Here is a 12412-nt window from a genome sequence, read left to right as displayed (position 1 = left end):
ATAACATTTTAAAGCATCTTCATATTCATTGGCAGCAAGAAGAAGCGTGCGAGATTTGTATAAATCGCAGCACGATCGCCTTCTTCATTCTCAAGTGCAAGATGAAATTGTTCGAGTGCTAATTCATCTTCACCTTGGCTCATATAGTCAGTCGCTTTTTGGAACGCACTTTTACTCATGCAATCCCATCTTTCTTTTCACGAATGGCTGACTCAATCGTTCCCCCACCAAGGCACACATCGCCATCATAAAAGACGACCGCTTGTCCTGGAGTAATGGCACGTTGTTCTTCAATAAACTCCACATAGAAAGAGTCTGCACTTTTCACGTGCAACAACACGTCTTGATCTTTTTGACGATAGCGGAACTTGGCTGTTAATCGAACTGGCTCACTTGGAAGATCACCACTAATCCAATTCAAGCCACTTCCGTATAAACCGTGACTGAGTAAACGCTCGTGATTCGACCCTTGTCCAACGACGAGCACGTTGTTCTCAAGATCTTTGTCCACAACGAACCAAGGATCTCCCGCTCCACCAATTCCAAGCCCTTGACGTTGACCGAGCGTATAGTACATTAAACCTTCATGCTTGCCTTTTACTTCCCCTTCAGGCGTTCGCATTTCACCGGGTTGTGCAGGCAAATACGTTTGTAAAAACGATTTGAAATCTCGTTCTCCAATGAAACAAATACCCGTACTATCTTTTTTCGTCGCTGTTGCAAGTTCGCGGTCAAGTGCCATTTGGCGAACGTCTTTTTTCTCATACTTCCCGAGTGGGAATAGCACATGTGTTAACTGGTCTTGGCTTAACTGACTTAAGAAGTACGTTTGGTCTTTATTATCATCGTTTCCTCTTAGCATTTGTACCGTACCATCTTCTAATCGTTCGATTTGAGCATAGTGACCCGTTGCTACATAATCTGCTCCTAAAAGCATGGCATGATCGAGAAACGCTTTGAACTTTATTTCCTTATTACACATAACATCTGGGTTTGGCGTACGCCTTTACGGTGTTCTTCTAAAAAGTATTCAAAGACACGGTCCCAATACTCTTTTTCAAAGTTCACACTGTAATAAGGGATGTCGAGTTGATCGGCAACTCTAGCAACGTCTTCATAATCAACTGTTGCCGTACAGACACCCATTTCATCTTCATCGTCCCAGTTTTTCATAAATACACCGACGACGTCGTACCCTTCTTCTTTTAGAAGTGCTGCTGTAAGTGAAGAGTCTACTCCACCACTCATTCCGACGACGACGCGAGTATTGTGTTTTTCTTTGGCCATCGTATTCACCTCGTTTGCAATCTTGAACGGATTAACGCTGTGACCTCTGCAAGCGTATCCGCTGTATCTATGACTTGTTGTTCTGTATTGGTTGATCCGATACTAAATCGAATGGATGTTTTTATACGTTCATCATCGTCCCCAAACATCGCTTGTAAAACATGTGACGGCTGGAAACTCCCCGCCGTACATGCTGAACCACTGCTCACTGCCACCCCTGCTAGATCCAATTGCGCGAGCAAAGGCTCCGTTGGCACGCCTTGGAAACTGATGTTAACGATATGAGGAAGGGTACTTTCAGCTATATAATCATTTCTTTCATAGTCCACGCCGTTTGCATCAAGTCGCTCTAAAAGCATCTTCTTAAGCGTTAAATATCGTTCGTAGCGCTCTGTTCTTTCTGCTTCTCTTAGTAAAACAGCGGACTCTAGTCCAATAATAGCTGCAGCATTTTCAGTCCCTGGTCGAAGCTTCTTCTCTTGCTCACCGCCATAAGAAAGGGGCAATACGTTCGTCTGATTTTTGACATACAAAAACCCCGCCCCTTTTGGGCCGTTAAGTTTGTGGGCAGAGGCTGATAATAAGTCGATCCCTAACTGCTCAACATTAAGGTCAAGTACCGCATACGACTGAACAGCATCAGAATGGAATACCGCTTGATGAGTTCGTAACATTTCACCAATCTCAGCAATCGGGTTCACGATGCCTGTCTCATTATTGCCGTGCATGATCGTTACGAGAATCGTGTCATCTCGAAGTACAGCTTCTACTTCTTTAGCTGTAACGGCACCGTCAACGCCGACAGGCAAATACGTGACTTCAAAACCTTCCCGCTCTAATTGCTCCAAAACGTGAAGAACAGCATGGTGTTCCGCATTCGTAGAGATAATATGGCGACCGTTCTCACGATTGGCAATCGCTGTTCCTCGAATCGCTAGATTGTCAGCCTCAGTGCCGCCGCTCGTAAAGATAATTTCATCATGTCTTGCTCCAATGCTTTTCGCAACCGTTCTTCTTGCTTTATCAATCTCAACGCGTACTTTGCGACCATAACGATGAATGCTTGATGCATTTCCAATCTTTGTGCCGTCAAAGTACGGTTTCATCGCTTCAAAAACTTCTTCACGAACGGGTGTTGTTGCCGCATGATCGAGGTAAATGTCATGCATGTTTGTCACCTTCAACTTTCTATCGTTAACTTAAATGTAGAACATATAATCTTCTTGCGTATCTGCCTCTTCATAATTCGCAAGATCTAGAAGCGTTGTTGAATCAAGCACTTCTTTAATCGCATCACGAATTTTAATCCATAAATCTCGTTTTGCCGGTTCTTCGTCTTCCATCACTTCTACTGGAGTAATTGGACCTTCTAGAACTCGAATAATGTCACCTGCGGTAATATCACCTGGTTCTTTTGCCAGCATATAACCACCATAAGCGCCTCGTACGCTTTTTACAAAAATGGCATTTCTTAGTGGAGCGATTAATTGCTCCAAATAATGCTCTGATAAGTTATTATCTTTTGCGATTGACTTTAATGAAATCGGTCCTTCACCATGTCTTTTCGCTAATGCAATCATAATTGTTAATCCGTAACGCCCTTTAGTTGAAATCTTCATAATGGACACCTCTCTAACGTTAGAAACCAAACGTTTATATCTATAGTAGTTACGCGCTCGTTCATCGTTGTGCTTTACGTGCCATTATAGCATGTTCACTACTCATTGAACACAAGGCTGTACTTCTTGTCTGTTTTTGGATGTTTGTGCTAAGCTTTGAACAACTAGAACGTGTATTCGCTAGTAGATGGAGTGATTCAATTGAACCATGCCCCACTTGCATACAACATGCGACCAAGGACAGTTAATGAAGTTGTCGGTCAAAAGCATTTATTAGAAGAAGGCGGACTCATAACGCGAATGGTAACTGCTGGTATGTTGCACCCAATGATCTTCCATGGCCCACCTGGTACGGGGAAGACGTCAACAGCTATCGCCATCGCCGGTACGATGAACCTCAAATATAAGTTACTAAACGCGGTAGAGCATACGAAAAAGGATTTACAAATTGCTGCTGAAGAAGCGAAGTTGTACGGGCAACTCGTCTTAATACTTGATGAGTTCCATCGTTTGGATAAGGCGAAACAAGACTTTTTACTGCCCCATTTGGAAAGCGGAACATTAATTGTCATCGGAGCAACAACCGCTAACCCTTATCACTCCGTTAATCCAGCAATTCGTAGTCGTTGTCACATCTTTGAATTACATTCTCTAGAAGTTGAAGACATCACATCGATGCTAAAGCTCGCATTGACGGACCACGAACGAGGCTTAGGTGATGTGCACACAGAAGTAGACCCAGATGCCTTAGAACATATCGCTACTTCTTGCAATGGAGACTTACGGGCTTCTTTAAATGCATTAGAGCTCGCCGTATTGTCAACACCTAAAGATGACAACGGCATTGTGAAGATTGACGTTCGTATTGCCGAAGTATGTACACAAAAAAAAGAACTTTAACCATGATAAAGACGGTGATGGTCATTATGACGTGCTTTCTGCTTTTCAGAAATCGATTCGCGGAAGTGATGCAGATGCAGCGCTTCATTATTTAGCTCGTTTAATTGAAGCAGGCGATCTCGTTAGCATCAATCGCCGCTTACTCGTTATCGCATATGAAGATATTGGACTTGCAAACCCACAAGCTGGCGCAAGGACGTTATCTGCTATTGAAGCGTCAGAACGGCTCGGTTTTCCAGAAGCGCGAATTCCGCTTGCCAATGCTGTCATTGAACTGTGCTTATCACCGAAATCCAATTCAGCATATAAAGCAGTAGACAAAGCGCTTGCAGACATTCGGCAGTACGGCTCACCAAAGATTCCTGATCATTTGCGTGATGCTCATTATAGTGGCGCACAAGCATGAACCGAGGCGTTGGCTACTTGTATCCCCATGACTATGAACATGCAATGGTCACGCAACAATATTTACCAGATTCAATTAAAGATCATCGCTACTTGAAATTATCTGGGAAAAGCAAGTACGAACAAGCCTTTCACGATGCACAACAAAACATTAAATCTCGCACAAAGAAAAAAATAAACGCCCTCTTTCTATGAATGGAAGTATAGAGATTCCGAAGTTTGTCCATAGTAAAACTAGAATCTTTAAGTGGAAGAAGGGACGTTTCATGACAAAAGTTCGACAAGATGCGTGGTCACACGAAGATGATGTTTTGCTTGCAGATACCGTCCTCAATCACATTAAACGAGGAAGCACACAACTTAAAGCATTTGAAGAAGTTGGGGATCAACTGAACCGAACAGCTGCAGCTTGTGGATTCCGTTGGAATGCGGTCGTTCGTGATCAATACGATAACAAAATTGCAGATGCAAAACGCGAACGCAAAAACCACCAAAGAAAAGACGCGGCCAATGCAGTCGCTCATACATTTGGTAATCATAATCATAGAGAAGCGACAGCGACCGCTCAGACAGACGCGGCTAAAGAGCAAGGCGAATCGATGAGTATTGACGATGTGATTTCGTTTTTACAGCAATACAAACATCAATCGCATGATGATTCTAACGTACTCGAGCAAAACAAATCACTAACAGAAGAGAACCAACACTTACGAGAACGTTTACAAAAGATTGAACAAGACCACGATTCATTAATGCAAGTCATTAATCGTGCACGAAATATGATGTTTTTGGATGAATCGACATTAACTGATTCATTTATGAGTTCAAGTTTTCGTATGGATGAGAATGGGAATTTACAACAAGTTTCAAAAGCCGATTAGCGACTATTCCTATAGTCGCTTTTTTAGATTTTTCGATAGAAAATCTAACAATGACCCCCTTGAAGTATGTGAATTTTGCTATCATTAAGGAAACATACATAACATCAAGGGACGGGGATGTCATGAACTATAAGAAGAAGAAAGTCATCACCATCGGTGTCGTTTGTGAGTTAACAGGCCTTAGCGAACGACAAGTTCGCTACTACGAAGAACGACAACTCGTTTTTCCAGAGCGTAGCAAAGGCGGCACAAGAAAATACTCGTTCTTAGACATTGAACGACTCATGGAAATTGCGGAGAAAATGGCAGACGGTATGCAAACATTTGAAATTAAGCGTATGGACAAGCAGCGAAACGCGACGCTTCGTGAGAAAATGTTGAAAGGTCAAATTAACGCACAATTCGGACAGAGAGCTGCGAAACGTCCGTAATTGAATGGCATACAGACGAGCTTCAAGTTACTTCAGATTCATAAGAACCCTCGCACTTCTACTCATAAAGAAGGCGAGGGTTCTCTATTGCCATGAACAATCGACTTAATCACTTCGGTTAGACATTTCAGGAGTATAGTATTACTCTAAACAACGTAAAAAGGACCCACATATTGGGGTCCTTGATCATTCGTTAACTTGTTCGAATATGTAGTCCCGTTGTGCCGTATAAAATCACCAAGTTTTGAAGCCTGCAATCGCAGGTGGGTGCCTTGTTCAATACTCCGTAAGTCCCCAGCTACCGAGGCATTTACTTCCTATTGAAACGTCAAGCTCCCTAGTAAAAAAAATGTTGGCTCAAAACGTATAGTGCGCTACGAACACTACAGGACTTTAACTTGTAAAAAGTATAGCACGAACGTGTTTCTTCTGCAACAAAAGAGTAAAGAATATAGTGGTCTAAAGGTTTCACTCTTTCTTCTCACTGGGTATACTGTAACGAGGAGGGAAAATTATGAGTGAACCAATTAACAGACTACCCATTACCCATATCGTTCAAAAGATCGGGGCAATTGAAAAGCACACCGAGCATTACGATACAGATATGGTGCTTTATGATGATCGCATTACGATCGATCATGAATCCTTTGTTATTGAGAAGGTTTTTGACGTTTCTTATCGCTATCAAGAAGGCGAGATCGGCTTTTTTTTATTTACATACGTCACAAGGTGTACGAACGTTTTACATAAAAACCGATCCATCCGACTTTATTTCAAGTTTTCGCACCGTCGAACGTAAATAGTTTAACGTGGGCGTAAATGCAACTCTTTCCATTGACTAGGACTAACCTGACTTGGTGCTTCAGTGAGTAAGCAACTTGCACTCGCTGTTTTCGGGAAAGCGATCACTTCACGTAAGTTATCAACGCCTGCAAGTAGCATGACGAGACGGTCAAGTCCTAGTGCAATACCACCGTGAGGAGGCGCCCCGTGGCTAAGCGCGTCAATTAAAAAACCGAATTGATCTGTCGCTTCTTTTTCCGTAAAACCGAGCGTTTTAAACATTTGCATTTGCAATTCCGGTTCATGAATACGCTGTGAACCTCCGCCAAGCTCGTAGCCATTTAATACGAGGTCATACGCATGAGCGATGACGTTTTCTGGCTCTGTTGCAAGCTTTTCAACATCTTCTGCAACTGGACGAGTGAACGGATGGTGTAAAGCGACATGACGATCTTCATCTTTGTCGTATTCAACGAGCGGGAAGTCTGTCACCCACAAGAAGTTGTACGCATCTGTATCAATTAAGCCGAGCTCTTTCCCGAACTTCATACGAAGCGCACCAAGAACGTCGTACACGACTTTTGATTCATCAGCTGCAAACATGAGTAAGTCTCCACTTTCAGCATTCATCGCACGTTTCATCTCTTCTTGAATCTCTTCCGATAGGAACTTAGCAATTGGTCCTTTAAGCGCCAATGATTCGTCTACCTTTAACCACGCTAAGCCTTTAGCACCGTAAATTGCTGCAAAGTCTGCTAAGTCATCAATCTCTTTACGACTCATTGCGTCGCCCTGACCTTTTGCATTTAGTCCTTTTACTTTGCCACCTTTTTCAAGAGCACCCGTAAATACTTTGAAACCACTGTCTTTCACAATGTCTGAAAGTCTACGAGCTCCATAGCAAAGCGTGTATCTGGCTTGTCAGAGCCGAAACGGTTCATCGCCTCGTCGTAAGTCATACGCGGGAACGGTGTCACAATGTCTTTATTGTGTACAGCCTTCATAATGCGTGCCATCATCGCTTCTGACATTTTAAACAAATCTTCGCTATCCATAAACGATGCCTCAATATCGACTTGTGTAAATTCTGGTTGACGATCCGCTCGTAAATCTTCATCACGGAAGCAACGAACGATCTGATAATAACGCTCAAAACCAGCAACCATCAGTAGTTGTTTAAACAACTGTGGCGATTGTGGCAATGCGTAGAATTCATGTTCATGAACACGACTTGGAACGAGGTAATCTCTTGCACCTTCTGGTGTGCTCTTTGTAAGCATCGGTGTTTCAGCTTCCATAAAGTCTTGATGATCTAAGAAGTTACGAATTTCTTTTGTCACTTGATGGCGTAAACGGAACACCCGTTGCATGTTCGGGCGACGAAGATCAAGGTAGCGTTTCTTTAAACGAATGTCTTCAGAAATTTGTACGTCTTCATCGATCGTAAACGGTAGTGGTTTTGACACGTTTAAGATCTTCACTTCATCAACGTGTACTTCGACTCTTCCAGTTGGAATTTTGTCGTTGATCGTTTCTTCATCTCTTAAAACGACTTTCCCTTTTACATCAAGTACGTATTCGTTACGAATTGAATCTGCAATAGCCAACGCTGATTCGTTAATTTCTGGGCTAAATACGACCTGTACGACACCACTGCGATCGCGCAGATCAATAAAAATGACTTGTCCGAGGTCACGACGTGTACGTGCCCACCCTTTTAACTGTACGTGTTCGCCAACAATTGCTTCAGTAATTTCTTCGCTGTAATGCGTTCTTCCTACTCCTACCACTTCAACACACTCCTCATCTATTCTCTATATTAAGACGTTAAGTGAGCAACAAGGTGCTCAAAAGAAACTTGCTCTTGTTCTCCTGATTCCATGTTCTTCACATTGACGATACCACTCTCGAGTTCTTGCTCACCAATGACGATCACACGGCTTGCGTTTACTCGGTCTGCGCTTTTAAACTGAGCTTTCATTTTCTTGCCTGCATAATCTTTATCGCAACTAATGCCCGCTTGACGTAAAACATGAAGCAACGTTGTCGCTTTGTCATTCTCTTTCTCTCCAACAGCTACAACAAACACGTCTAAACTTGAGCCAACTTCAGGAAGTTTGTTTCTCGCTTCAAGCGCCATTAACACGCGTTCAATGCTTAACCCAAAGCCTATTCCTGATGTTTTTGGACCGCCAAACTCTTCAACAAGTCCTTCATAACGTCCGCCACCAGTCAGTGTCGTAATTGCACCAAACTCTGGCTCATCAAGCATAATCTCAAATGCTGTATTCGTATAATAATCAAGACCGCGCACTAAATTCGGATCAACTACATACGCAATTCCGATGTCTTCAAGCAATTGCTTCACTTTGTCGAAATATTGAACCGAAGTTTCATTCAAATACTCTTGAATGGAAGGTGCAGATTGCACGAGCTCGTGATTGCGATCGACTTTACAATCTAGAATTCGAAGAGGGTTCGTCTCAAGTCGCCCTTGGCAGTCACTACAAAATTCATCAATGCGATCAGAAAAATGCGCAACTAATGCTTCGCGGTGATTTTTACGTACTTCTTTGTCACCTAAACTATTGAGTACAAGCTTTAAGTTGTCTAAGCCACACGCTTTGTAAAAATCCATCGCAAGGGCAATCGTTTCTACATCGATCGCAGGATCGTCACTCCCAATTGCTTCAACACCGAACTGGTGGAACTGACGCATACGTCCTGATTCTGGCCGTTCATAGCGAAACATCGGTCCAATGTAGTACATCTTTACCGGCTGCGTAACATTGCCGTGCATCTTATTTTCTACGAATGAACGAGCAACGGATGCCGTTCCTTCAGGGCGTAACGATAAGTGTCTTCCACCACGATCTTGGAACGTGTACATTTCTTTTTGAACGATATCTGTGCTATCGCCAACACTACGTTGGAAAATTTCCGTTGTCTCAAAAATTGGTGTACGAATTTCTTGGTAATTGTATTTACGGCTCACTTCTCTTGCAATCGACTCCACCCATTGCCACTGCTCTGATACGCCTGGCAACAAGTCTTGCGTGCCACGAGGAATATTAAATGCCATGAAACGTCACTCCTTCTAAATTAATGCATAAAAAAGCCCCTCTGAAAAACAATTCAGAGGGACGAGTATACCCGCGGTGCCACCCAACTTGAAGTCTAATTAAAGACATCCACTTAGCACAGTTAACGCCTGTGTTACGTCTCGCTCTACTAAACCATTCGTTCGAACGAGCCCCTACGAAGTGTCTTTCCTAAATGGATGAACAGAAGGGCTTCCAGCCATGGCCTCTTCTTCTCTGTGTTCATGAATCATCTAGTACTTTTCTTCATCAACGGTCTGCATGTATGTTTTCTATCATAAATATCTATCTCCACATTGTCAACTATCTTCACAAACTTTATTGCGGAGACTCAAGCATTAGCGTCACTGGACCATCGTTCGTTAATGAGACGTCCATCATCGCACCGAACACACCCGTTTCAACGTTAACGCCTCGACTTCTAATCGCTTCGTTAAATTGCTCGTAAAGATCATTTGCAAAGTCAGGCCTTGCTGCATTCGTAAAACTAGGCCTTCTGCCTTTTTTTCGCATCGCCATACAACGTGAACTGGGAGACAGATAAAACACTTCCACCTACATCAAGTAATGAATGATTCATCTTCCCTTCATCATCTTCAAACAAACGTAAGTGAACGATCTTCTCGGCTAACCAGTCGATATCTTTCGCTGTATCTTCGTGTGTAACGCCAACGAGTAATACGTATCCATAATCGATTTGCCCTACCGTCTCTTCAGCAACGACGACTTGAGCCTTTTTGCTACGTTGTAGTAATACTCTCATGGTCGACTCCTTTATTGCATGACTCTTCGAACAGAGTATACATCTGGCAATTTTTTTAATCTTATCTACGACTTTATATAAATGGTCGATGTTGTTAATTGCAATTGTCATATCAATGGTCGCCATTTTGTTTTTGTCTGAGCGTCCGTTAACAGCATGAATGTTCGTTCTAGACTCTGCAACGACATTTAACACTTCATTCAACAGACCGCGACGGTCGTAGCCTGTCACTTCGATGTCAACGTTGTAATTCTTTACTTTCTGGTCATCTTCATCCCATTCAACAGAAACAACACGGCTGCGATCGTCACCTAAACCTGTGATATTCGGACAGTCTGTACGATGAATCGACACACCTCGTCCTTTCGTAATAAACCCGATAATGTCATCCCCTGGTACAGGATTACAACATCGAGATAAACGAATGAGCAAATTATCAACGCCTCTTACTTTTACACCCGTACCTGAGCGTCTCGTTCTAGTTGGCGTCTGTGGTGACATTTCTTTAACAGCATCGGACACTGTTTTCTTCTCTTGTTGCTCATTTTCTTGACGCTTTTTGTCAGTGAGACGCGTCACGACTTGTTTTGCGCTAATGCCATTGTATCCAACAGCCGCAAACATATCTTCTTCGCCAGAAAAACTAAATTTATCTGCTGTCGATTTTATGTTCTCATCAATAAGAATTTCTTTCGGGTTGAACTCTTGTGACTTCAACTCACGCTCAATTGCCTCACGGCCTTTTTGAACGTTCTCATCTCGGCGTTCTTTCTTAAAGAACTGTTTAATTTTGTTTTTAGCATGGGAGCTTTGCGTGATTTTCTGCCAATCTTGAGACGGTCCATACGAATGCTTTGATGTCAAAATATCAACAATATCGCCGGTTTTTAGTTGATGATCAAGCGGAACCATCTTGCTGTTCACTTTTGCACCGATCGTTCGGTTTCCGATTTCGGTGTGAATGCGATATGCAAAATCAATCGGCACTGAACCTCGAGGCAATTCAATGACATCCCCTTTTGGCGTGAATACGAACACCATGTCTGAAAAGAGGTCGATCTTGAGGGACTCCATAAACTCTTCTGCATCTGTGGTATCGTTTTGCCATTCGAGAATTTCTCTAAACCAACCGAGCTTGTCCAATGATTGTACACCGGTCGGTGTACCTTCTTTATACGCCCAATGTGCAGCTACCCCGTACTCTGCAATCTTGTGCATGTCTTCAGAGCGAATTTGCACTTCAAGTGGCTCGCCTTTTGGACCAATCACTGTCGTATGGAGTGATTGATACATGTTCGCTTTTGGCATTGCAATGTAGTCTTTAAAACGACCAGGCATTGGCTTCCATTGTGTATGAATAATTCCGAGCACTGCATAGCAATCTTTAATGTTCTTAACGATAATTCGAACCGCTAACAGATCATATATCTCGTTGAATTGTTTTTTCTGAATCGTCATTTTTCGGTAAATGCTATAAATATGTTTCGGACGACCTGATATGTCTGCTTCCACATTTAACTCTTTCACATTAGAACGAATGTCTGTCATGACTTCATCAATATATTGTTCTCGTTGTGCACGCTTTTGCTTCATTAAATTAACGATGCGGTAATATTGTTGGGGATCTAAATAGCGAAGTGCTATATCTTCTAACTCCCATTTAATCGTGGAAATTCCGAGTCGATGTGCGAGCGGTGCAAAAATCTCAAGCGTCTCGTTAGAAATTCTGCGCTGCTTCTCTGCAGGTAGATGCTTAAGCGTTCGCATGTTGTGCAGACGATCTGCCAATTTAATGAGAATAACACGAATGTCTCTTGCCATCGCCACAACCATCTTACGGTGGTTCTCTGCTTGTTGTTCAGCTTTGGATTTGTACTTAATCTTCTTTAACTTTGTTACACCGTCAACGAGCATCTTCACTTCTTCACCGAAATGCTCTTCTAGTTGCTCTAGACTCGTCTCCGTATCTTCAACAACATCATGTAAAAAAAGCACCAGCAATTGTTGCAGGCTCTAGCTTCAATTCAATTAAAATTCCAGCCACTTGTACTGGGTGATGAATGTACGGTTCGCCGGACTTCCGATACTGACCTTCATGTTCTTTCTCTGCGTATAAATAAGCACGATGAATAAAATCTACGTGCTCTTGTGACATGTATTCTGCTGCCCGCTCTAATAACTGCTCGATCGTCATGGAATCACCTTTCATCAATCTCTCTACATCTCTATTTAATCTATTATC

7 protein-coding genes, 1 other RNA gene, 5 pseudogenes and 1 other annotated feature are annotated in these 12412 nt (G+C 42.7%); of the genes and pseudogenes, 4 read left to right on the top strand and 9 right to left on the bottom strand.

Annotated elements, in window-relative coordinates; all coding sequences use genetic code 11:
* Window positions 1–8 precede the first annotated feature (8 nt).
* The 4 genes and pseudogenes from JCM19055_RS27260 to cymR form a co-directional block, all read right to left on the bottom strand.
* On the bottom strand, window positions 9–179 hold the full coding sequence (locus JCM19055_RS27260) for a hypothetical protein (RefSeq protein ID WP_193745364.1): 171 nt from the start codon (window positions 177–179) through the stop codon (window positions 9–11).
* A pseudogene (mnmA, locus tag JCM19055_RS08485) lies at window positions 176–1287 on the bottom strand (tRNA 2-thiouridine(34) synthase MnmA). The gene JCM19055_RS27260 and the pseudogene mnmA overlap by 4 nt, the downstream one beginning before the upstream one ends.
* 5 nt (window positions 1288–1292) lie before the next feature.
* A complete protein-coding gene (locus JCM19055_RS08480) occupies window positions 1293–2456 on the bottom strand; it encodes a cysteine desulfurase family protein (RefSeq protein ID WP_042359443.1) in 1164 nt (387 codons plus the stop codon).
* Window positions 2457–2486: 30 nt separating this feature from the next.
* Entirely contained in the window at window positions 2487–2906 is a 420-nt protein-coding gene (cymR, locus tag JCM19055_RS08475; RefSeq protein ID WP_042359442.1) for a cysteine metabolism transcriptional regulator CymR, read from the bottom strand.
* A 228-nt stretch (window positions 2907–3134) separates the two neighbouring features.
* On the opposite strand from cymR, the pseudogene JCM19055_RS08470 reads away from it, so the two are divergent.
* From JCM19055_RS08470 to JCM19055_RS08460, 3 genes and pseudogenes are all read left to right on the top strand, one after another.
* A pseudogene (locus JCM19055_RS08470) lies at window positions 3135–4406 on the top strand (replication-associated recombination protein A).
* Between the two features lie 71 nt (window positions 4407–4477).
* Complete coding sequence (locus JCM19055_RS08465; protein ID WP_042359441.1) at window positions 4478–5092, top strand: RsfA family transcriptional regulator; 615 nt, start codon at window positions 4478–4480, stop codon at window positions 5090–5092.
* A gap of 122 nt (window positions 5093–5214) precedes the next feature.
* Window positions 5215–5523 carry a MerR family transcriptional regulator gene (locus tag JCM19055_RS08460; RefSeq protein ID WP_042359440.1) on the top strand — a complete coding sequence of 103 codons (309 nt, stop codon included), beginning with the start codon at window positions 5215–5217 and terminating at the stop codon, window positions 5521–5523.
* Window positions 5524–5732: 209 nt separating this feature from the next.
* Here JCM19055_RS08460 and ssrS read toward each other — a convergent pair.
* Window positions 5733–5918, bottom strand: a non-coding RNA gene (gene ssrS / locus JCM19055_RS25325) — 6S RNA.
* A gap of 119 nt (window positions 5919–6037) precedes the next feature.
* Between ssrS and JCM19055_RS08455 the strand changes: the two genes are divergently transcribed.
* The gene (locus JCM19055_RS08455; RefSeq protein ID WP_052366104.1) at window positions 6038–6322 is read left to right on the top strand and encodes a hypothetical protein; all 285 of its coding nucleotides are present in this window, start codon (window positions 6038–6040) and stop codon (window positions 6320–6322) included.
* Window positions 6323–6327: 5 nt separating this feature from the next.
* Here JCM19055_RS08455 and aspS read toward each other — a convergent pair.
* From aspS to JCM19055_RS08435, 4 genes and pseudogenes are all read right to left on the bottom strand, one after another.
* Window positions 6328–8096: pseudogene (gene aspS, locus JCM19055_RS08450) on the bottom strand (aspartate--tRNA ligase).
* A 29-nt stretch (window positions 8097–8125) separates the two neighbouring features.
* Window positions 8126–9388 carry a histidine--tRNA ligase gene (hisS, locus tag JCM19055_RS08445; RefSeq protein WP_042359439.1) on the bottom strand — a complete coding sequence of 421 codons (1263 nt, stop codon included), beginning with the start codon at window positions 9386–9388 and terminating at the stop codon, window positions 8126–8128.
* A 54-nt stretch (window positions 9389–9442) separates the two neighbouring features.
* Window positions 9443–9669: a binding site (T-box leader), on the bottom strand.
* Window positions 9670–9725: 56 nt separating this feature from the next.
* A pseudogene (gene dtd, locus JCM19055_RS08440) lies at window positions 9726–10170 on the bottom strand (D-aminoacyl-tRNA deacylase).
* 11 nt (window positions 10171–10181) lie between these two features.
* Window positions 10182–12379 (bottom strand): annotated as a pseudogene (locus JCM19055_RS08435) (bifunctional (p)ppGpp synthetase/guanosine-3',5'-bis(diphosphate) 3'-pyrophosphohydrolase).
* Window positions 12380–12412: the final 33 nt, after the last annotated feature.

The organism is Geomicrobium sp. JCM 19055 (assembly GCF_000698185.1).
In the GTDB taxonomy this organism is placed as follows: domain Bacteria; phylum Bacillota; class Bacilli; order Bacillales; family Marinococcaceae; genus Geomicrobium_A; species Geomicrobium_A sediminis.
Note: the sequence above shows the minus strand (reverse complement) of the source record. Positions and strands in the feature narration are given on the sequence as shown.